Consider the following 19679-nt stretch of genomic DNA (forward strand, 5'->3'; position numbering starts at 1 on the left):
TGCTCGGCCGCGGCGCAAGTGTCTTGTCGTGGCGGGCGCGCTCGGCCTACACACCGCGCAGGAAGTTCTCGATCACGTCGTGGCCGACCGCTGTCAACACCGACTCGGGGTGGAACTGCACCGCCTCGATCGGGTGCTCGCGGTGGCGCACGCCCATCACCAGCTCCTCGCCTTCGCCGGACTCGGTCCGGCATCCCTCCGCGTGTGACGCGGAGACGTCGTGGTCGGTCGTCGCCGTGACGGCGAAGCAGTCGGGAACCTCGGTGGCGATCAGCGAGTGGTACCGCCCGGCCCGGAAGCCCTGCTCCAGTCCGGCGAACACCCCCTCCCCGTCGTGGTCGACGGGGAACGCCTTCCCGTGGATCGGCTCGGGCGCGTGGCCGACGGCGCCGCCGTACTCGTAGACGGCCGCCTCCAGACCGAGGCAGACGCCGAGCGTGGGAACCTCTGGAGACAGCTCCCGGAGCACGGGCATCGTTACGCCCACGTCGCGGTCGTTCCTCGGGTGGCCCGGTCCCGGCGAGATGAGCAGCGCGTCGGGGTCGGTGTCGCGGACCGCCTCCAGCGTCGCGGCGTTCTTCAACACCGTGATGTCCGGAGGCTCGCCGTCGATCCGGAGGTCCGAGACGTACTCCACGAGGTTGTACGTGAACGAGTCGTAGTTGTCGACGACGGTGACGTTCACTCGTCCACCTCCGAGGTCGCAGCGGCGTCCGCGGCCGTCCCGCCCGTGCGGATCCGGTCGACGGCGTTGAGCACGCCCGCCATCTTCTGTTCGGTCTCCTCGAACTCGCTGGCGGGGTCGGAGTCGGCGACGACGCCGGCGCCGGCGCGGACCGTCAACTCGTCGGGGGCACCGTGCTCCACAGTCGCCGTCCGGATCACGATGGCGAAGTCGGCGTCGCCGGTCCACGAGTAGTAGCCGACGCCGCCGCCGTACACGCCCCGCGGCTCCGGTTCGAGGTCGTCGATCAGCTCCATCGCGCGCACCTTCGGCGCTCCGGTGAGCGTGCCCGCTGGGAACGTCGCCCGCGTCGCGTCGAAGGCGTCCGCGTCCGCGGCGAGCGTCCCCGTCACAGTCGACTCGATGTGCTGGACGTGGCTGTACTTCAGGACGTTCATGAACTCCTCGACGCGGACGCTGCCGGCCTCGCTCACGCGGCGCACGTCGTTGCGCGCGAGGTCCACGAGCATCGTGTGCTCGGCGCGCTCCTTCCCGTCGGCGAGCAGTTCGCCAGCGAGACGGCGGTCCTCGACAGGCGAGGCGCCACGGCGGATGGTGCCCGCGATGGGGTTGGAGACGACGCGGTCGCCGTCAACCGAGACGAGCGTCTCCGGCGAGGCGCCGATCACCGATCGGTCGCCGTGGCGCAGGAGGTACATGTACGGCGAGGGGTTCACCGCCCGTAGCGACTCGTACAGGCCGAGGTCGTCGACCTCACCCTCCAGCGTCCGCGTCCGGGAGACGACCCCCTGGTACACCTCGCCGTCGAGGACGGCCTCCTTCGTCTCGCGGACGGCGTCCTCGTACTCCTCGCGCGGGCCGGCGGTCTCGCGGTCGACGCGGACGCCGCCCGCCTCGGGCGGGTCGGCGTCGCGCAGGGTCGCCGCCACGTCGGCAGCCTCGTCGGCGAGGCGGTCGTACACCGCGCCGGGGTCGTCGTCGGGGCCGACGATCGGGGTGAATACCAGCGAGACGCTGTCCTCCCGGTCGTCGAACGCGAGCGTCCGCGTCGTGAGCACGAACTCGGCGTCCGGCACCACCGGGTCCGGACGGTCGACGCCGACCTCCTCCAGCCACAGGTCGTACACCGCGTCGTACGCGAGGAAGCCGACGAAGCCGCCGTCGAGCGTCTGGCGGTCGTTATCGGGGAAGCCGACGCGCGTCACGTCGGGCAGGGCCGCGCGCACCCGGTCGACCGTGTCGCCGGCGTCCGGGCCGCACACGTCGACGTGGTCGGCGGCCGGCCCCAGCCGCTGGAGGTCGGTGCCGTCGGGGCCGACCGCGATCACCGCCTCGGGGTCGTAGCCGACGAACGAGTAGCGCGCGTGGCGCGCCGCGGTGCCGTCGGTGCCGCCGTCGCTCCTCGCGTCGTCGTCGGCGCCGCGGTCGCGGCCGTGACCGCGCGAACTTGGCGCGAACGCGCCGTCCGGGTCGCTGGAGGCGACCTTCTCGGCGCTCTCGAGCAGGAACGAGTGGTCCGAGCGGTCCGCGAGCGCGGCGTAGGCGGTCAGCGGCTCCACGTCCACGTCGAGCGCCGCCGTCGCGTGGACGACGCACGGACCCCCGGCGTCGGCCGACTCGACGAGGTCGACGAACGCCTCGCGCGAGCGCGAGAGGACCGCGTCGCCGTCGGTCGACCGCCCCCGTCCGCCCTCGCCCGCCTCGCTCACTCGTACACCTCCTCGGCCTCGCCGAGCGCGCGCCCGGCGTTGCGGACGAACCGCGAGACGGCCGCGTGGTCCTTCGCGCCGGGCGAGCGCTCCACGCCGGAGGCCACGTCGACGGCGAACGGTTCGACGGTCGCGGCGGCGTCGACCACGTTCTCCGGCGTCAGCCCGCCCGCGAGCACGACCGGGGAGACGAGGTCGCGACGCAGTTCCGCGGCCGCCTCCCAGTCGCCCGTCTCGCCGGTACCGCCGCCGCCGTCCTCGTCTGTGGAGTCGACCACCAGCGCGTCGGCGGCCTCGTCGAGTTTCCGCGCCCGTTCGGGCTCGTCGTAGTCGACGACCGGGATCACCTTCGTCTCGGTCTCCGCCCGGATGTAGCCGATCTCCTCGGGCGAGAACTCGCCGTGGAGTTGGACCACGTCCGGCGTCACGGTCCGGACGGCGTCGACGGCATCCTCGGGCGTCTCGGGCATCGTCACCAGCACCGTCGTCAGGAACGGCGGCGCCATCGACGCGAGGTCGGCCGCCTGCGCGAGGTCGACCTCGCGCGGGGAGTCGACCGGGATCGCCGAGATGACGCCCACGGCGTCGGCGCCGGCGTCGGCGACCGCGCGGAGGTCGGCGCCGTTGGTGACGCCGCAGATCTTCACGCGCACCATCAGCTCCGGAGCGCCTCGAACGTCGCGGCGGCGTCGCCCTCGTCGATCGCGTTCGCAGCCACCGCAGTCCCCTCCTCGATCGAGTCGGCGAGGCCGGCGACGTGGATCGCCGCGCCCGCGTTCGCGAGGATCACGTCCCGCTTCGGGCCGGTCACGTCGCCGCGGACGATCCCCGCCAGGTCCTCGGCGTTCTCTTCGGGCGTGCCGCCGGCGATGTCGGCGACGGGCGCGCGGTCCAGGCCGAGATCCTCGGGGGTGAGCGTGAACTCGGTCACCTCGTCGCCGTCGACCTCGGCGACGGTCGTCGGCCCGTGGAGGCCGATCTCGTCGGCGCCGTCGCCGTGGACGACCAGCGCGCGCTCGACGGGCATGTGCGTGAGCGACTCGGCGATCATCGGGACGAGGTCGGGGTCGTACACGCCGAGCACCTGCGCGTCGGCGCCCGCGGGGTTGGTGAGCGGGCCGAGGACGTTGAAGATCGTGCGCATGCCCAGCTCCTTGCGCGGGCCGATGACGGCCTTCATCGCGGGGTGGAACACCGTCGCGAGCATGAAGCCGATCCCGTCGCGCTCGATGGCGGCTTCGACCGCCGGCGGTTCGGCGTCGACCTCGACGCCCGCCACCTCCAGCACGTCCGCCGAGCCCGACGACGACGAGACGGAGTAGTTGCCGTGCTTGGCGACGGTGACGCCCGCGCCCGCGGCGACGATCGCCGACGTGGTCGAGACGTTGATCGTGTCGTAGTCGTCGCCGCCGGTGCCGCAGGTGTCGACGAGCGGGCCGGCGTCGGGGTCGATCGTCCGCGCGGCCTCGCGCATCCCTTGCGCGAACCCGGCGATCTCGGCTTCGGTCTCTCCTTTCGCGCGCAGCCCCGCCAGCAGCGCGCCGATCTGCGCCTCCGTCGCCCCCTCGAACACCGCCGTCGACGCCGCCCGTGCCTCCTCGACGCTCAAATCCTCCCCCTCGGTCACGCGCTCGATGTAGTTTTGGATACTCATTGTAAACCACCGTTGTCGGTGTTGGTCGTACGATGTACGAATGTGTGCATCGCAATAAGGCTGTCGCGGCCGATCACGACCACCCGGCGGACGTACTGGCCGCTCTCAGGCCGGGATCGTCGGCGAGCGCGTCCGCTCGTCGATCCATGGGGTCGCTACTCGTCGCCGCCTGCGCCGTCCACCGGGAGGGTCTCCACCTCGGCGGCGAGACGGGCGGCGTCGGCGGCGACCGTTTCGTAGTCGACGCCGGCCTCGTCGGCGACCGTGCGCAGGTGCGAGGCGAGCAGCGTCAGCGCCTCCAGGCCCGCCCGTTCGCCCTCGCTGCGGCGCGCGGCCGTGGAGTTCACCCGCTCGCCGCGCACTACCCCGACGTGGAGCGCGGTGATCGCTTCGGCGTCGCCGTCGAGCAGCGCGCGCGCGGTCGCCAACTCCCGCTCGAACGCCGCGTCCTCGGCGGTCACGTCCCCGTCGTCGGTCGGCTCGTCGATGTCGTCGCTCACGGCCGTCGAGTGGGGGAGCGGAACGAAAAGCGGTCGGGTGCGGCCGAGTTGGTTCTGGCCGCGGCGGTCACGTCACTCGCTCGGGCGCGGGCGCGCGGTGAACAGTGTCGGGACGATGCTGAACGGCTCGTAGATGGACTGGTGGCACGGGCAGTACACTTCGTTGGCGGCGTTGAACTTCACGCCGCCCTCGGACTTCCACTTCGGGACGCAACAGAAGTGGGTGCACTTGTTGAGCCACGCCATGAACCCCTGCGCGGTGGACGCTTGGAGCCAGGTCTGCACGTTCGAGGGCACCTCGTACGTCTCGCCGTCGGCGCCACGGGCCTGGCCGTCCTCGGCGAGCTGTTCGATGACCGGCGACCGGAGGATCGTGACCGGGATCGTGTCCTCGGTGTCCTGCGAGCGCCAGTTGCCGGTCGCGGGCTTGCCGAGCCCCTGGACGCCGACGCCGTTGCCCCAGCTCTCGTAGTTGGAGAACAGGTCGACGTTGAAGCGGTCGCCGGCGCTCATCTGCTCGCTTTGCCACTGGTAGGCGGGGCTGGAGCCGACGTGGAAGTAGTTCTGCGACTCGTAGGTCGGTTGGATCCCCTGATACGTCTCGACACCGCAGTACTGGAACCACTCGGAGGAGTACGTCTGCCCGCCGAGTTCCATCTCAGCGACCTTGATCTGCACCCCGCCCTGCGTCTCCGTTTTGACCTCGGGCCAGACGCCCTTAATCAGGCCGTCGGAGTCGATCTCGACAGGGATCTGCGGCATCCCCCGCGGCGCCGGCCCGTCGGTGTTCTCGATGGCCATCGCCTGCGTCTGCCCGCCACCCTTCCCCGGGGAGGTGGTGAGGCTGTTGACGGCCGCCGACCCGGTGGCCCCGACGCCCGCGAGGGCCGCCCCGCCCACGACGCCCTTGACGAACCGGCGACGACCGGACTCGCCGGGGTACTTGTCGTCGTCTGCGCTCATAGCCGTCTCTCGGTGGGCGCCACGCAAAAGCCTGACGAACGGCCGATCCCGGGCCGTCTTCCGTCGGTTCTGGCGCGCGCCGACGGGGTGGTACGAACCGCCGCTCGCCCACCGGCTCTCGTTCGGGACGGCTTCTTTCCGACTCGTTCGGATCCGGTCCTCCCGGGAGCGCTCGGGAGCACTCTACACCCCTCATAGCGAGGTATTTGACGCGAGGGCCGCTCGTATCCACCGGCGACCGCGTCGCGCCGACCCGGTCCGCCAGTTCCGTGTCCACAGCCCGCCGGGTGCCGCAGCCACCCCCGGTTGGGCGTTCCGAGGTACTCGTCGATCGGCGGCGCGTCCGCCGGTTCGACAATCTACTTACTCGATCGTGAAGGAATTTCTCGCAATATTGCCCACTACCGGGAGCGTTGTGACCCCTGGAGGGCATGAGACTGTATGTCATTCGACGCGCGGGATGTCGGTCGCGACATCCGCGAGTTGGCCGCGTTACTCGGCGAGGTGCTCGAGCGACAGACATCGACTGACGCGTTCGACACCGTCGAAGAGGTCCGACGCGCCTCCATCGATTACCGACGCGGCGACGCTCCGTCGCGCGACCCGGTTCGCGACCGGCTCTCGGGGCTGGACTCGGAGACGACCCGGACGGTCGCGCGGGCGTACGCCGCCTACTTCGAACTCGTCAACGTCGCCGAGGAGCGCGAGCGCGTCCGGGCGGTCCGCCGCGGCCGGGCCGAGGGCGACCTGGGAGACGGCCTCGACCGAACCGCCGAGGCGCTCGCGGCGGTCGACGCAGAGACCGCCCAACAGGTGCTGGAGGACGTACGGGTCGTCCCGACGTTCACCGCCCACCCGACGGAGGCGCGCCGGAAGACGGTGAAAGCGAAGCTCCGACGGGTCGCGGAGATCCTCCGCGATCTGGACGAGCGCCGGCTCACCGACGGCGAACTCGACGAGTTGGACCGCGACCTCGAATCGGAGGTCGAGACGCTGTGGTCGACCCGGCAGGTTCGTCCCCGTCGACCGACGCCGACCGACGAGGCGCGCGACGTGCGCTGGTATCTGGAGAACACGCTGTTCGACGTGGCCGCCGAGGCCGAGGCCGCGCTCACCGACCGCGTGGTCGAGGCGCACCCCGACCTGGACGCGAGCGACGCGGCCGACGCGGCGGGCACGCTCGACTTCCGCTCGTGGGCCGGCTCCGACCGCGACGGCAACCCCTTCGTCACGCCGGAGGTGACAAGCGACACACTGGAGGCGCAGCGCGAGGCGGTGCTCGACCGCTACGTCGACGCCCTGACCGACGTGCGGGGCGCGCTCAGCCACGAGGGCGAGCGGCTCGACCACACCGACGAGTTCGAGGCGCGCGTCGCCGCCGACCGCGAGGCGGTGCCGGCGGTCGCCGCCGACGCCGACGAGCGCTACCCCGAGGAGCCGTACCGCCGCGCCGCCACCGCCGTCCGCGCCCGCGTCGAGCGCGTCGACGACCTGCGCCCCGGCGGCTACGACGACCCCGACGACCTCGTCGCCTCGCTTCGGGCGCTCGCGGCCGACCTGCGCGCGAACGGCCACGAGACGACCGCCGCCGAGCGCGTCGACCCGCTGGTGCGGCGCGTCGAGACGTTCGGCTTCTCGCTGGCGGCGCTTGACCTGCGCGACCACCAGGAGAACCACACCGAGACCGTTGCGGACGTGCTCGCGCGCGAGGGACTCGACTACGAGGCGATGGACGAAGGCGAGCGCGTCGCCGTGCTCACCGAGTCGGTCGTCGACGATTCGATCGGCAGCCTCGACTCTGGGGAGGGGCTCTCCGAGACGAGCGAGCGCGTCTGCCGACGGTTTCGGGCGCTGGCCGACTGGCACCGCGAGTACGGAGAAGAGGCAATCGACGCCTACTGCATCTCCATGACGGAGGAACCGTCGCACGTCCTGGAGGTACTGTACCTCGCGGATCTGGCTGGCGTGGTCGACCTCCCGGACCACTGCGGGCTCGACGTGGTGCCCCTGCTGGAGACAGCGTCGGCGCTCGCGAACGCCCGCGATATCCTCGGCACGCTCGTCAACAACGACGCCTACGGCGCGGCGCTGTCGGCCCGCGGCGACGTGCAGGAGGTGATGCTCGGCTACTCCGACTCCAACAAGGAGAACGGTCCGCTCGCGGCCGCGTGGGACCTTCACCAGAACGCGCGCCGGCTCGCGGAGGTCGCCGACGATCTCGGCGTCGAGCTGCGGCTGTTCCACGGCCGCGGCGGCTCGATCTCCCGCGGCGGCGGCCCGATGAACGAGGCGATGCTCGCGCTGCCGCCGGAGACCGCGACCGGGGAGATCAAGTTCACCGAGCAGGGCGAGGCGATCGCCGAGAAGTTCGCCAACCCCCGCGTCGCCGAGCGCGAACTGGAGCAGATGCTCGACGCGCAGGTGCGCGCCCGCCTTCGTGCGCTCCAGGGGAACGCTCAGGAGGTCCACGACGAGTGGGAGGCGGCGATGGACGCCGCCGGCGAGGGCGCGCGCGCGGCGTATCAGGACCTGCTGGAGACCGACGGCTTCGTCGAGTTCTTCGAGACTGCGACGCCGATCACCGTCATCGAGGACCTCAACATGGGATCGCGGCCGGCCTCGCGGTCGGGCGAGCGAACCGTCGAGGACCTCCGCGCCATCCCGTGGGTGTTCTCGTGGACACAGAGCCGCGCGATCCTCCCCGGCTGGTTCTCCTCGGCGTCGGGACTCGACGCGTACCTGTCGGACGGCGGCGACCTCGACACGCTGCGGGAGATGTACGAGGAGTGGCCGTTCTTCCGGACGACGATCGACCACATCGCGCTGTCGCTGGCGCGCACGGAGCTGGAGATCGCCGCCGAGTACGCCGACCTCGCGCCCGAGCACCTCCGCGAGGAGTTCTTCGCCCGCATCGAGGCCGAGTACGAGCGCGCCGTCGAACTGGTCCGGGAGATCACCGGCCACGACGAGCTGGTCCGCCGCGAGTGGCTCGCCGAGAGCCTCCAGCGCCGGAACCCCTACGTCGACCCGCTGAACCTCCTGCAGGTGGACCTGCTCTCGCGGACGCACCTCACCGAGGCGGAGGAGCGCGCGCTGCGGCTCACGGTGAAGGGGATCGCCGCCGGAATGAAGAACACCGGGTAGCCGCCGGTTCGGCCGCGGTCAGTCGGTTGGTCCGCCGGCCCTCTCCGCCCCAGTACGCGCAGCGCCGTCTCCACCGCGTCGGCGCCGAACAGCGTGACGGCCGCGACGACGACTACCGACAGCGCCGCCCACAGGACGCCCGGCGGCGGCTCGCCGGTCGCGAACCGAACGAGTGCGCCGCCGAGCACCGCGAACACCACCGCGATCGCGAGCACTTGCCGGGACGCCGGTCCGACGGGCCCCGCCCGTCCGCCATCTCCGTTGGAGGATCGTCGCATCGTCTCGGAACGATGTCCGCCTCCGAATTAGACATCGGCCTCGTACGGAGTGAAAATAAAAGTGGAACCGCGATCGGGTACGGTCGGTCGAGCGCGGGCGGCCGACGGCGGTCGTGGATGGGGCCGGCGCCAGCGGTGACCGTGGGTTTCAGGCGTCGATCTGGTTCCAGGGCGCCTCCTCGAAGTCGACGATGCGGTGTTGCTCAGAGAGGCCGTCGATGGTCGCGACCTCCTCGTCGGTCAGCTCCAGCTCCGTCGCCGCGAGGTTGTCGCGGATGTGCGCCTCGCTCGTCGCCTTCGGGATCGCAGCGAGTTCGTCGTGGGCGAGCAGCCACGCGATCGACACCTGCGCGGGGGTGGCGTCGTGGGCCTCGGCGATCGCGGCGATCTCATCGATGTCGGCGACCTGATTGCGCGCGATGGGGCAGTAGGCGACCAGCCAGTAGCCGGCCTCGCAGGCGTACTCCCGGAGTTCCTCCTGCTGGAGCATCGGGTGGCACTCGACCTGGTGGGCGAAGATCTCCACGTTGAGCTGCTCGCGCGCCTCGTCCAGCTGGTCCGGGCGGAAGTTCGAGAGGCCGACCCGGTCGACGGTGCCCTCCTCGACCAAGTCGTTCAGCGCGCGCGCCGTCTCCTCGGCGTCGTAGCTGTTGATCGGCCAGTGGACGTACAGCAGGTCGATGGCGTCGACGCCGAGGCGTGCGGCCGACTCGTGGGCGGTGTCGTAGGCGTCCTCGTAGCTCAGGTTGTCCGTCTGGAGCTTCGTCGCGACGAAGAGGTCCTCGGGGTCGCGGCCGGCGGCCTCGATCCCCGCGCGGACGAGCGCCTCGTTCTGGTAGCCCTGGGCGGTGTCGATCGCCTCGTAGCCGGCCTCGACGGCCGTCCGGACGCTCTCGACGCACTGCGGGCCGGTGAGCTGGTAGGTGCCGAGGCCGAACCGCTGGAAGTCGGACATACTCGACGCTTCGCGGCAGCGGCCCTCAAGGCGTCGGTGTCGGCGGGCGCCGTCGGATCGGGAGACGGATCCGGGGATCACCCGCGCCGACCGGATTTTCGGAGGGCGAGAATCGGCGCGCTCGGAATGCGGTCCGAGTTAATGGTTCGTGCTAACGTTTATCACCCTAAACGATCGCGTATTCGGTGTACCGCATGTTCGAACGGTTCTCACACGGCTACTACCTGGGCGAGCTGTACGTGCAGCCCAGCGGAGACGACGGCGCGGCGGCGATCAAGCGGGCCGACCACGAGCGCGTGAACGAACAGCTGTACGCGGACGAGGAGGGAATCGCCCGACTCGACAACCCGCTCGTGATGAAGGTCGGGACCAAGCACTTCCCGGTCGTCGGCGATGACGACGTACCATCCGGGACGCTCGCGCTCCCTGAGTCGTCGGTGCCGGCGGACCTCAAGTTCCGCTTGCCGGGCCGCAGCGAGGTGTTCCTCGCCGACGCCGAGCATGCCGGCGATCTGCTCCGGTTCACCGGGTGGGAGGGCGACACCGGCGACCCCGTCGAGTACGCCTGAGCGACGGGGCGGCCCCGTCCGTGCCGCCACCCGATCCCCGCACCGTTTTTGCCCCGGGGGCTCGCCGACTCGCGTATGATCGACCGACTCCTCGGCCGCGAACGGCTCAAGAAGCGCATCGCCGAGTTGGAAGAAGAGCGCGACGATGCCGTCGCGCGCATGGAGGCCGAGGAGGAGCGACGCGCCGAGGCCGCCCGCAAGCGCCAGGCGGCCGAAAAGCGGGTCAACGAGCTGGAGACGCGGATCACGGAGCTGGAGGACCGCCTCGAGCGCGCACAGCAGCGGGAGGCCGACGCCGACGCCGGCGTCGAGTTCCGCGGCACCGAGGCGCTTCGACCCGGCCGCCGCGACGAGGTGCTCGCGCGCCTGCGGAGCGTCGAGACCGCCCCCGAGGGCGCGCTGTCGGCGTTCGTCGCCCACGGCGGCGACGTGCCCGAGGCGGTCACGGACGCGCTCGGTGAGCGCGCGTCGCTGGTGCGCCGCGCGGCCCCGACGCTGGTGTACGTCGACGACGCGGGGCTGGTGTCGTGCGCGCTGGAGCCGCCGATCGACCCCGAGCCGTTCTGCGAGTGGTCCGACGGCTTTCGGGTCGAGGAGGGGTGGTTCCGCCCGACGGGGCGGTTCGCATTCGGGCTGGCGCGCTCGGACACGTTCGGCCTCGGCGTGTACGAGAGCGACGAGCGCGTCGCCATGCAGACGGTGCGCACGGACGTGATGGACGAGCACGACAAGGGCGGCTTCTCGCAGGCGCGCTACGAGCGACTGCGCGAGGAGCAGATCGACGAGCACCTCGACGAGTGCCGCGAGGCGCTGGCGGGGCTCCCCGCGGATCTGGACCACGTGGTGCTGGTCGGCGAGACGGGGATCGTGAAGCGGCTGGCGGAGCACGCCGACTACACCGCAAGCAGCGACGCGACGGGGAAGCCGGAAGCGGCGTTGGCGGAGGCGTTCTCGGGGTTCTGGACGGCGCGGCTGCGGCTGATTTGACGGGAGTGACCGAACCGGCGCCGGGTTCGGTGTCGTCGCGGTGGGGTGTCGTTGCGGTCGGATCAAAGACGGCTCCGATGACCGGGGCGGCGACCGCGGGAGCTCGCATATCTCTCGTGGCCCCTCCGGTCCCGTCCACGGCGACGGCACCGCGGCCACTCCCTCCCCAGCCGATTCCCTCGGTCGTGGCGCTCACGGCGTACTGCGTACGCCGTTCGCATCGAGACCTCGCTCCGCTCGGTCTCGCACTCCTCGGTCATCCCTCGCGCGCGTCCGGCCGACACGGAGGTCGACCGGCACGCGCCACCGCGGGGCCTCGGGCGTCGACGCCTCAGCAGGAACAGTAGTACTCGCGGTCGGCGAACTCGCCGGTCAGGTACTTCACCGCGGGCGCCGGGTCGCTCGGGCGGTAGACGCCGGTCGTCAGTTCGTCCTCGCTCGCCTCGAACTCACCCGACAGGATGCTCGCCCAGTCGGCGTCGGAGAGCACGTCCCAGAACGCCTCGTCGGTGAGACAGCGCTGGAGGTAGTCGGGGAGGTACACCCAGCGGGCGTCTCGGGGGCCGCCGTCGCGGACCGTCGCCTCGTACTCGGCGCCGTCGACGGCGTCGGCGTAGGCGGCCATCGGGAGGTTCGCGCCGGCGGCGACGGGCATCGAGATCCACTTCCAGGGGCGCGTGTTCACGTCGAGCAGCACGTACGCCTCGCGGTCGGTGTCGTAGACGAACTCGGCCTCGCTGATGCCGTGGTACCCCGTCTCCTCCAGCACCGTCAGCGCGTGCTCGCGCACCGCGGGCTCCTCGACGCGCTCGACGAGACAGGAGCTCCCGAACGCGGGGTAGCGGACGGCGGCGTTGCCGACGACGGCGAGGGGGTCGCGGTCGGCGGACTCGGGCGGCACGTAGCTCGCGAGCGAGGTGTCCCGGCCGACCTCCGCGTTCACCTTCTCTTGTGCGAGCACGGTCGCGTCGTGCTCGCGGGCCTCTGCGACCACCTCCTCGAACGCCTCGCGGTCGTCGACCTCGATGACGTTGGTGCCGAATGCCTCCTCGAACTTCCGCTTGTGCGCGGGCTTGACGACGAACGGGAACGCCAGCGCCTCGACGATCTCGTCGACGCCGACCGCGCCGACCTCGTACGTCTCGGGGTAGGGCACCCCGAGATCCGCACACAGCGCGTAGAGGTTCGCCTTGTCGAGCACGCGCTCGACGCCCGCCAGCTCCGAGAACGGCAGGCGGACGCCGTCGGGTTCGGTCTCGGCGAATCCGCGCACCCACTCGTCCATGCAGGCGAACGCGACCGGGTCGTGCTCCAGCGCCGCTGCGATCCGCTCCACGTCCGCTCGGAAGCCGTCGAGGTCGTCCAGCGGGTAGGTGACGAGGCCGGCGTAGTCGACGGCCTCCGAGGGGGGCGCCAGCCCCGAATCGGTGCGGTCGAGCGCGATCACGGGCACGTCGTGGGCGGCGAGCGCGCGGGCGACACTCACGCCCGTGATGTGCGCGTTGGCGACCAGCGCCGGCGGGCGGTCGAAGTCGACGTTCGAGAGCGCGTCGACGAGCGCGTCGGTGTCGTGGACGGTATCGGCCATGCGCGGCCGTTCGGGCGAGCGGGCTAAAGCTCCGCGTTCGCCGGCGTCGCCTGCCGCCGCCGGTGACGGCGTCGCCGCGCTCGCGAGCACGGCCCGACGGCCGGGACCGCGCGACCGGGACGACGCCGGCCGGCCGGCCGGACCGACGCCGCCCCCGCTCCGCGAGCACGCCGCTTATCCGGGCACCGGCCCTGTAAGTGGGCATGAACGACACCGACGACACCCCGGACGAGGGCACCACCGACGACTCCGCACTCCCCGGACGCGTCCGCCGCGCCGCCCGCGACCACGATGCCGTCGACGCCGGGGCCCCCGACGATCCTCCCCACCCCAACGCCACCCTCGCGGTCACCTCCACGCCGTTCGAGGCCGCGGTCGCCGTCGCGGAGGCCGACGACGGCCGCGTCGCGTTCGACGTGACCGTCTCGGTCCCGACGCTGTCGGCCGTCGCGGCCGAGGAGGTCGCCGACGTGGTCGAGGACGGCTGGCTCGACACCTTCGAGCGCCGGATCGCGATCATCGGCGACGTGACCGCCGCCGGCCACGATCTGGACCCCGCCGTCGAGCGCCGCGGCGACGAGGTCACGGTCACCGAGTCGCTACGCGACGTGAACGAGCGCCGCGGGCTGAACGACGCCGTCGCCGTCGTCGACTTCGTCGAGGGGACGTACGTGCAGGGGGTGATCCCGGGCTATGAGTACGGCGAGCCCGTGACCGGCCTGATCGGCCGCGCGCGCGCCGCCGGCGGCGACGAAGGGACCGGCGCGTTCTGAGGCGCCGCGACGGCGTCGAGGCGGACGCCTCCGGTCGGACCCCGGCGCTCACCCCATCGCGATGTACGTCTGCGTGTCCTCGACGCCGGATATCGCCTGGACCCCGTCGGCGGCGACGCGCTTCACGTCGGTCGGGTCCGCCACGTCGACCTTGACGACGAAGTCCATGTCGCCGGCGACGATGTGGGCCTCGGCGACGCCGTCGAGGTCGCGGATCGCCTCGCGGATGCGGTCGGCGTCGCCGGAAGCGGCCTTCACCATCACGTACGCGACGACCATTCAGGCACCACCTCCCGCGCTCGCGGCCGAGGCGAGCGTCCCGCCGGCGTCGTCGCCGACGAGCAGCTGGCGCACGTCGTCGAGCACGTCGAAGTCCGCGAGGACGGCGACCCGGTCGCCCGCCTCCAGCGAGTCGTCGGGCAACGGGATCCCCATCGGCTCGCCGCGCTTGCCGAACGCCAACAGCCGCGCGTTCGCGGGCAGTTCGACCTCCGAGAGCGTGTAGCCGCGCATCGGCGAGCCATCGGTGATCGTGAACAGCAGCACCTGGAGGTGCTCGGCGATGTCGGCGATGGCCTGGATGTTGCCGCCCAGCAGGGCGTTCTTCGCGCCGATGGCACCCAGCCGCTCGGGGTAGATGATCTCGTCGACCTCGTCGGCGTACTTCTGGTAGATCTCCTCGCGGTAGTCCTCGTCGATGCGCATCACGGTGCGGCAGCCGTGGTGCTTCGCGATCATGCACGCCGCGAAGTTGACGTTCAGATCGCCGGTCAGCGCCCCGATGGCGTCGACCCCCTCGACGCCCGCCTCCGACAACACCTCTTCGCGGGAGCCGTCGCCCTCGACGACGGTGAAGCCGGCGGTTCGGGCTCGACTCGCTCGGTCCGCGTCTCGCTCGACGACCGTCACATCGTGCCCCTCCTCGCGGAGCACTCGCGCCGTGCGCAGTCCGACGCGGCCCCCGCCGATGACGATGAATCGCATGTGCTACCGATTGGCACGGGAGACTATAATGCTATCTCCGACGCGCAGGAACGCTTTTTACCGTGGTACTTGTTCACACACATATGGTTCATGCGTTCGTGATGGTGAAGGTGGACGGCGACGCGGACACCGGGGGCGTCGCCGACGCAATCTCGGGGATCGAGACCGTGACCGAGGCGCACGTCGTCGCGGGCGACTTCGACGTGGTCGCGGAGGTCGACGCGCCCGACATGTACACCGTCCTCGACACCGTCGCAGACGCGGTCCGCGGCGTCGACGGCGTCACCGACACGCGGACGTACGTGTCGATGACCGAGTGAACGTCTACCACCGAGTGAACGATCGCAGGCGGGCCAGGTGAGCGGGACCATCGAGGTAGGTGTCGCGTAGCCGGGGTCACCTGTCCAGTTCGTACGTCCCGGGAGTCACCTGTCCAGTTCGTACGTCTCGGGAGTCACCTGTCCAGTTCGTACGTCTCAGGGTGCTCGTCTGCGGCCGCGCGGGCGGCCTCGCGCTGTCGACGCACGTCCCCCGACAGATTCGCGTACAGCGAGTCGAACACGTCCTCCGGTTCCGGTCGAGGGACCGATTCCGCGGTCTCGACGGCCTCGGCCAGTTCCTCGTTCGCCGCCTCCGTGACCTCGTCGACGAAGTCCCCGTCGACGATTCTCTGATCGCGACACCACTCGGCGAACCGGTCGAGGGGGTCTCGCAGGCGCCACGCCGGCATCTCGGGGTCGCCGTCGCGGTACTGGCTGGGGTCGTCAGCCGTCGTGTGGGCCCCCCGGCGGTACGTCAATGCCTCAACGAGCACGGGGTCGCCGTCGCGGGCGCTCGCCAGCGCGTCCGCGACGACCGCCCGCGTGGCGAGCGGGTCGTTGCCGTCGACGCGCACGCCCTCGATGCCGTAGGCGTCGGCTTTGATCGCGATCGACTCGCTGGCCGTCTGGCGCTCGCGGGGCAGCGAGATAGCCCAGCCGTTGTTCTCACAGAAGAAGACCGTCGGGGCGTCGAACACGCCCGCGACGTTCAGCCCCTCGTGGAAGTCTCCCTCCGAGGTCGCGCCGTCGCCGAAGCACACGAGCGCGGCCCAGTCCTCGTCGCGGTAGGTCGCGGCTATGCCCGCGCCGGCGGCATGCGGGATCTGGCTGGCGATCGGGACCGCCTGGGGGAAGACGGGGAGGTCGTGATCGGAGTGGTACTCGGGGAAACCGCGCCGGAACAGGAGGATGTCGCTCATGGGAACGCCGCGGGCGATCTGGAGCGCGTTCGAGCGGTAGGTCGGGAACAGGTGATCGTCGTCGCGCATCGCGTGGGCGGCCCCGACCTGCGCGGCCTCCTGCCCCTCGTACGGCGGGTAGCCGCTCATCCACCCCCGCCGCTGGAGGGAGAGCGCGCGCTCGTCGAACTGGCGGGTGCGGACGATGTCGCGAAGCGCCGCGCGGGCGTCCTCGGTCTCGAAGCGCGTCTCGTCGAGGTCTCGGGCCCCGACGATCCGCGTCACGTCGTCGCTCTCGTCGCTCATGGCCGCACCTGCCGCGCCATCCGGCATAAATTGCGGCGGGACGGCCGCGGGGGTGAGTTCGAGGGCCGTCGATGTCGCGCCGCCGACACCGCCAGTCCCCGACAGGCCAAAGAGCGCCCGCGCCCTACGCGCGGTATGGCCTCTGCGCTCGCGCTCGTGCTCACCGTCGTCGCGCTCGCGGTGAACACGCTCGTCGTCGCGGTGCTCTCGCGCTTCTTCCGCATCCGACTGAAGACGCAGTGGGGCTGGGTGACGTACACGGTGCTCGTCTCCCCCGTCGTGCTGGTTGTTCTCGGACTGGTCGAGGGGGTGGTCATCCGCTCCCCGCTGTTCGAGGGCGCCGCGGGGCTGTTTCTCGCGGTGTTCGTCGGCGTCCCGCTCGCGCTGGGGTTCACCATCGACCTGCTGTACGTTCCCCCGCCCGAGGAGTACGACCTCCCGGCGACGGAGTGAGGCCCCGCCCGACTACCCGTCAGACCGGTTGTCGCTCCGTCGCGCCTCGTCGATCCACGCGGGCGGCGCCGCCGCGGTGTCGTTCGTCGTCACGCGGAAGCGTTCGACCGTCCGCGCGGTGACGCGGCCGTCGCCGGAGCCGTACGTCGCGACGTAGCGCAGTTCGTACTCGCCGACGACGCCGTCGTCGGTGACGTACGCGACGACGCTGACGTCCTCTATCGGTCGCCGACCGGAGCGGGCGAGCCGGTCGTGCCGAGCGCTGAGCACGTACAGCCGCTCGGCGCCGACCGAGATCGTATCGGAGAGCCGGAGGTTCGTCCCGTCGAACGCGGCGAACAACACTCCCTCGCCGCTGTCGTCGACGCTCGCGACCGCCGGCGGCTGGCCCGGGACGACCTGGTAGCTGACGGCGCCGTCGTCGTCGACCGTCCGGAGGGCGGTGACGCTCCCGTTGGTCCAGAACGCGAACGCGCGGATCGGCGGGGTGGTCTCCCCGGGCGGGGAGCCGCGTTGCACGTAATCGAATCCGAGTCTGTCGCCGGCACTCTCGGTGACGCTGCGGCGCGTCGAGAGCACGGTGCCGTTCGCGGCGGTGACGGTTCGTCGGAACCGAACGGTCGAGTTCACGCCGCGCAGCGCCCGGTCGTGGGCGGTCGCGAGCGTCGCCACGTCGACGCCGGTGACGGCCACGCCCGGCGGGTAGTCGGGCTCGGGAGTCGGCGTCGGCGAGGCCGTCGGCGTGTTCGCGAGCGCGGGGTTCACGGTCCGGCCGCCCGCGCCGCCGCCGGGCGCGGCGCCGCAGCCGGCGAGGACGACGGCGACGGCGAGGACGAGCGCGGCGGCGGCGCGGTGCATTACCGTCGGCACGTGCGCGGGGCGGATAAGTCCGGGCGTGCCAGCGACCGGCGACCCGTGCCGACCACGACGCCCCGGATTGTCAGCCGGACGCGCTGTCGGCGTCGCCGTCGCCGCCGGTTCCCGTCCCGCCGTCGGCAGTCGCGTTCGCCAGCGCGCGATCGACCCACTCCGGCCGGGGGACGGTCGTCGATCCGACGGCGGTTGTCCGGAGTTCGACCCTGACGACGCCGGGGTCGCCGCCGAGGAACACCTCGTACCGGAGCGTCAGCGACCGAACGACGCCGTCGGCGCCGATGCGCGCGCGGAGACGGACCTTCCGTCGGTCGGGGAGCCCGGCGCGTTCGAGCCGGCCCGCCGTGGCTCGAAGGACGGTCACGCTCCCGGCGTCGGTCGGCTCGGTGCCGGCGTAGACAGGGTCGGTGTCGAGGAAGGCGGCGTACAGCCAGGCACCGCCGGTCGGGTCGAGCCCCGCCGGAACCCCCGGGTCGTTCGGGTGTCCCTCCAGGCGAACGGCGCCCTCCCAGCCGACGCGACGACTCGCGGCGGCGGTGGCGTTGGTCCAGTGACTCGACGTGAGGCGGTCGTCGCCGCGGAGGCGTTCGACCGTCGACAGCGTCCGCGAGCCGGACACGAGCACGCGGGCGCGGCTCCGCTCGACGGTGCCGTTCGGTCCGGAGACGGTCCGTGTGATCGTGACGGTCCACGAGTCGTTCGCCAGCGCCGCGCGGTGGGCGTCGATGACGCGCTCGATGTCGACCCCGTCGCGGTCGACGCCGGCAGGGAACCCGCCCGGGGGCGTCGACGCCGCCGTCGGCGTGTTCGCGAGTGCGGGGTTCACGGTCCGCCCGTCGCCGTCGCCGCCGGGCGCGGCGCCGCAGCCGGCGAGCACGAGGAGGAGCGCGAGCGCGACGGCCGCGGGGCCGCGGCGCCGGCGGACCGAGCCACGCTCGCAGGCGAACACGCCAGTACCACGGGTCGAGTGGGCAAAAACGAAGGGGTGGGTGGCGTCGCCGGGATCGCCCCGATCCTCGCGCGGTCGCCTCAGTCACGGTCGCCGTCGCGGTGCGCGTCGACGAGCCGCGCGACGGCGTCCTCGACGGCATCGATCACCGCCTCGGGGGAGCGACCGGCGTCGACGCGGACGAACCGCTCGGGCTCGGCGTCGATGAGCCGCTCGTAGTTCGACTGCACCTCCGCCAGGAAGGCGGTTCGCTCGTACTTGTCGGTCGCGCCGGCGCGCGCGGCGGCGGTCTCCGGGTCGACGTCGAGGTAGATGGTCGCGTCGGGCTCGCGCGTGAACGCCCCGTGGACGCCGCGGATATACTCCAGGGGCCGGGCGAGGTCGGCGTCGGCGAGCATCGCCGCCTGGTACGCGTACCGGGAGTCCGTGTAGCGGTCGGAGATCACGAGATCGCCGTCGGCCAGCGCGGGGCGGATCACGCGCGAGAGATGATCGGCGTGGTCGGCGATGTAGAGGAACAACTCGGCCAGCGGGTCAGCGTCCTCCTTGGCGATTGACCGGTAGACGGCGTCGCCGTACCACGAGTCGGTCGGCTCGCGGGTGAACGTCGCCTCGGGGTACGCCGGCCGGAGCGCCTCCCAGGCGGTGGTCTTCCCGCTCCCGTCGAGCCCTTCGAGCGTGAGGAGCATCTGTCGGTCGTGACTGGTCCCGCCGGGGATTTACCGCTACCGCTTGCGCGCGACCCGCCGGTCGCCGTGCGGCCCCGTAGCGGTCCGGCTCCACGTCATTCCCGCGGCATCCGATGTCGCCTGTCGCGTCGCGTCACACGACGTACGTCGTCACGAGGAGGAAGACGCCGGCGGCGACGGCCGCGATCAGCGCCACCCGCCACGCGATGCTGAGGACGATCCGGCCGACGAACAGGACGACCAGAAACCCCATCAGCGCGAGGAACACGGTTCCCAAGGTCGAGTCGAGCGGTCCGGGAAGTTGCAGGAGCGCGGTCGAGGCGGCGAGCGTGAGGGTCTCCAGGGCGAGCATGCCACCGCCTTCTCACCCGACTGTGGTATCCCTTTCCCTCACGTGTCGG

The 19679-nt window shown here is 71.7% G+C and carries 21 protein-coding genes; 6 read left to right on the forward strand and 15 right to left on the reverse strand.

Features of this window, described 5'->3' with window-relative positions; all coding sequences use genetic code 11:
* Window positions 1-46: 46 nt before the first annotated feature.
* The 6 genes from trpG to BUE16_RS04880 all read right to left on the reverse strand — a co-directional run bounded on the left by trpG (window position 47) and on the right by BUE16_RS04880 (window position 5511).
* The gene (gene trpG, locus BUE16_RS04855) at window positions 47-685 is read right to left on the reverse strand and encodes an anthranilate synthase component II (protein WP_073307295.1); all 639 of its coding nucleotides are present in this window, start codon (window positions 683-685) and stop codon (window positions 47-49) included.
* Window positions 682-2394 (reverse strand): anthranilate synthase component I, encoded by a 1713-nt coding sequence (gene trpE, locus BUE16_RS04860; RefSeq protein WP_073307296.1) that lies wholly within the window; start codon window positions 2392-2394, stop codon window positions 682-684. Before trpE ends, trpG begins: the two co-directional genes overlap by 4 nt.
* Entirely contained in the window at window positions 2391-3050 is a 660-nt protein-coding gene (locus tag BUE16_RS04865) for a phosphoribosylanthranilate isomerase (RefSeq protein ID WP_073307297.1), read from the reverse strand. Before BUE16_RS04865 ends, trpE begins: the two co-directional genes overlap by 4 nt.
* Window positions 3050-4042: an anthranilate phosphoribosyltransferase gene (trpD, locus tag BUE16_RS04870; protein ID WP_073307649.1), complete on the reverse strand. Its 993-nt coding sequence runs from the start codon at window positions 4040-4042 to the stop codon at window positions 3050-3052. Before trpD ends, BUE16_RS04865 begins: the two co-directional genes overlap by 1 nt.
* Window positions 4043-4203: 161 nt before the next feature.
* On the reverse strand, window positions 4204-4548 hold the full coding sequence (locus BUE16_RS04875) for a hypothetical protein (RefSeq protein ID WP_073307298.1): 345 nt from the start codon (window positions 4546-4548) through the stop codon (window positions 4204-4206).
* Window positions 4549-4620: 72 nt separating this feature from the next.
* Window positions 4621-5511, reverse strand: coding sequence for a cytochrome B (locus tag BUE16_RS04880; protein WP_073307299.1), 891 nt, complete (start codon window positions 5509-5511; stop codon window positions 4621-4623).
* Window positions 5512-5952: 441 nt separating this feature from the next.
* On the opposite strand from BUE16_RS04880, the gene ppc reads away from it, so the two are divergent.
* Window positions 5953-8655 carry a phosphoenolpyruvate carboxylase gene (ppc, locus tag BUE16_RS04885; RefSeq protein WP_073307300.1) on the forward strand — a complete coding sequence of 901 codons (2703 nt, stop codon included), beginning with the start codon at window positions 5953-5955 and terminating at the stop codon, window positions 8653-8655.
* 426 nt (window positions 8656-9081) lie between these two features.
* On the opposite strand, the gene BUE16_RS04890 is transcribed toward ppc, so the two are convergent.
* The gene (locus BUE16_RS04890) at window positions 9082-9888 is read right to left on the reverse strand and encodes an aldo/keto reductase (RefSeq protein WP_073307301.1); all 807 of its coding nucleotides are present in this window, start codon (window positions 9886-9888) and stop codon (window positions 9082-9084) included.
* Window positions 9889-10082: 194 nt separating this feature from the next.
* Here BUE16_RS04890 and BUE16_RS04895 point away from each other — a divergent pair, with 194 nt between their 5' ends.
* Window positions 10083-10457: a DUF5802 family protein gene (locus tag BUE16_RS04895; protein WP_073307652.1), complete on the forward strand. Its 375-nt coding sequence runs from the start codon at window positions 10083-10085 to the stop codon at window positions 10455-10457.
* A gap of 75 nt (window positions 10458-10532) precedes the next feature.
* Complete coding sequence (locus BUE16_RS04900) at window positions 10533-11444, forward strand: Vms1/Ankzf1 family peptidyl-tRNA hydrolase (protein ID WP_073307302.1); 912 nt, start codon at window positions 10533-10535, stop codon at window positions 11442-11444.
* Between the two features lie 331 nt (window positions 11445-11775).
* Here BUE16_RS04900 and BUE16_RS04905 read toward each other — a convergent pair whose 3' ends face one another.
* A complete protein-coding gene (locus tag BUE16_RS04905; RefSeq protein ID WP_073307303.1) occupies window positions 11776-13032 on the reverse strand; it encodes a carboxylate--amine ligase in 1257 nt (418 codons plus the stop codon).
* A gap of 203 nt (window positions 13033-13235) precedes the next feature.
* Here BUE16_RS04905 and BUE16_RS04910 point away from each other — a divergent pair, with 203 nt between their 5' ends.
* Complete coding sequence (locus BUE16_RS04910; protein ID WP_073307304.1) at window positions 13236-13805, forward strand: DUF5813 family protein; 570 nt, start codon at window positions 13236-13238, stop codon at window positions 13803-13805.
* A 48-nt stretch (window positions 13806-13853) separates the two neighbouring features.
* On the opposite strand, the gene BUE16_RS04915 is transcribed toward BUE16_RS04910, so the two are convergent.
* Both BUE16_RS04915 and BUE16_RS04920 read right to left on the reverse strand, forming a co-directional pair.
* Complete coding sequence (locus BUE16_RS04915) at window positions 13854-14084, reverse strand: Lrp/AsnC family transcriptional regulator (protein WP_073307305.1); 231 nt, start codon at window positions 14082-14084, stop codon at window positions 13854-13856.
* Window positions 14085-14789, reverse strand: a complete 705-nt coding sequence (locus BUE16_RS04920; RefSeq protein WP_073307306.1) for a potassium channel family protein — start codon at window positions 14787-14789, stop codon at window positions 14085-14087.
* Window positions 14790-14872: 83 nt separating this feature from the next.
* Between BUE16_RS04920 and BUE16_RS04925 the strand changes: the two genes are divergently transcribed.
* On the forward strand, window positions 14873-15109 hold the full coding sequence (locus BUE16_RS04925) for an Lrp/AsnC family transcriptional regulator (RefSeq protein ID WP_073307307.1): 237 nt from the start codon (window positions 14873-14875) through the stop codon (window positions 15107-15109).
* Between the two features lie 134 nt (window positions 15110-15243).
* Here BUE16_RS04925 and BUE16_RS04930 read toward each other — a convergent pair whose 3' ends face one another.
* The gene (locus BUE16_RS04930; RefSeq protein ID WP_073307654.1) at window positions 15244-16293 is read right to left on the reverse strand and encodes a thiamine pyrophosphate-dependent enzyme; all 1050 of its coding nucleotides are present in this window, start codon (window positions 16291-16293) and stop codon (window positions 15244-15246) included.
* 156 nt (window positions 16294-16449) lie between these two features.
* On the opposite strand from BUE16_RS04930, the gene BUE16_RS04935 reads away from it, so the two are divergent.
* Complete coding sequence (locus tag BUE16_RS04935) at window positions 16450-16767, forward strand: hypothetical protein (protein WP_073307308.1); 318 nt, start codon at window positions 16450-16452, stop codon at window positions 16765-16767.
* A 12-nt stretch (window positions 16768-16779) separates the two neighbouring features.
* Here the strand turns inward: BUE16_RS04935 and BUE16_RS04940 are convergent, their stop codons facing one another.
* The 4 genes from BUE16_RS04940 to BUE16_RS04955 all read right to left on the reverse strand — a co-directional run bounded on the left by BUE16_RS04940 (window position 16780) and on the right by BUE16_RS04955 (window position 19630).
* On the reverse strand, window positions 16780-17625 hold the full coding sequence (locus tag BUE16_RS04940) for a DUF7537 family lipoprotein (protein WP_073307309.1): 846 nt from the start codon (window positions 17623-17625) through the stop codon (window positions 16780-16782).
* Between the two features lie 82 nt (window positions 17626-17707).
* Window positions 17708-18589: a DUF7537 family lipoprotein gene (locus BUE16_RS04945; protein WP_073307310.1), complete on the reverse strand. Its 882-nt coding sequence runs from the start codon at window positions 18587-18589 to the stop codon at window positions 17708-17710.
* An 80-nt stretch (window positions 18590-18669) separates the two neighbouring features.
* Window positions 18670-19278, reverse strand: a complete 609-nt coding sequence (tmk, locus tag BUE16_RS04950; protein ID WP_073307311.1) for a dTMP kinase — start codon at window positions 19276-19278, stop codon at window positions 18670-18672.
* A 133-nt stretch (window positions 19279-19411) separates the two neighbouring features.
* Window positions 19412-19630: a hypothetical protein gene (locus BUE16_RS04955; RefSeq protein WP_073307312.1), complete on the reverse strand. Its 219-nt coding sequence runs from the start codon at window positions 19628-19630 to the stop codon at window positions 19412-19414.
* Between the last annotated feature and the right edge of the window lie 49 nt (window positions 19631-19679).

This window comes from Halobaculum gomorrense, from assembly GCF_900129775.1.
In the GTDB taxonomy this organism is placed as follows: domain Archaea; phylum Halobacteriota; class Halobacteria; order Halobacteriales; family Haloferacaceae; genus Halobaculum; species Halobaculum gomorrense.

Excerpts from the sequence above, each read along its gene's own strand:
- BUE16_RS04865 (WP_073307297.1), bottom strand. The coding sequence starts at position 3,050 with ATGGTGCGCGTGAAGATCTGCGGCGTCACCAACGGCGCCGACCTCCGC.
- BUE16_RS04880 (WP_073307299.1), bottom strand. The coding sequence starts at position 5,511 with ATGAGCGCAGACGACGACAAGTACCCCGGCGAGTCCGGTCGTCGCCGG.
- ppc (WP_073307300.1), top strand. The coding sequence starts at position 5,953 with ATGTCATTCGACGCGCGGGATGTCGGTCGCGACATCCGCGAGTTGGCC.
- BUE16_RS04890 (WP_073307301.1), bottom strand. The coding sequence starts at position 9,888 with ATGTCCGACTTCCAGCGGTTCGGCCTCGGCACCTACCAGCTCACCGGC.
- BUE16_RS04895 (WP_073307652.1), top strand. The coding sequence starts at position 10,083 with ATGTTCGAACGGTTCTCACACGGCTACTACCTGGGCGAGCTGTACGTG.
- BUE16_RS04900 (WP_073307302.1), top strand. The coding sequence starts at position 10,533 with ATGATCGACCGACTCCTCGGCCGCGAACGGCTCAAGAAGCGCATCGCC.
- BUE16_RS04905 (WP_073307303.1), bottom strand. The coding sequence starts at position 13,032 with ATGGCCGATACCGTCCACGACACCGACGCGCTCGTCGACGCGCTCTCG.
- BUE16_RS04910 (WP_073307304.1), top strand. The coding sequence starts at position 13,236 with ATGAACGACACCGACGACACCCCGGACGAGGGCACCACCGACGACTCC.
- BUE16_RS04915 (WP_073307305.1), bottom strand. The coding sequence starts at position 14,084 with ATGGTCGTCGCGTACGTGATGGTGAAGGCCGCTTCCGGCGACGCCGAC.
- BUE16_RS04920 (WP_073307306.1), bottom strand. The coding sequence starts at position 14,789 with ATGCGATTCATCGTCATCGGCGGGGGCCGCGTCGGACTGCGCACGGCG.
- BUE16_RS04925 (WP_073307307.1), top strand. The coding sequence starts at position 14,873 with ATGGTTCATGCGTTCGTGATGGTGAAGGTGGACGGCGACGCGGACACC.
- BUE16_RS04935 (WP_073307308.1), top strand. The coding sequence starts at position 16,450 with ATGGCCTCTGCGCTCGCGCTCGTGCTCACCGTCGTCGCGCTCGCGGTG.
- BUE16_RS04940 (WP_073307309.1), bottom strand. The coding sequence starts at position 17,625 with ATGCACCGCGCCGCCGCCGCGCTCGTCCTCGCCGTCGCCGTCGTCCTC.
- tmk (WP_073307311.1), bottom strand. The coding sequence starts at position 19,278 with ATGCTCCTCACGCTCGAAGGGCTCGACGGGAGCGGGAAGACCACCGCC.
- BUE16_RS04955 (WP_073307312.1), bottom strand. The coding sequence starts at position 19,630 with ATGCTCGCCCTGGAGACCCTCACGCTCGCCGCCTCGACCGCGCTCCTG.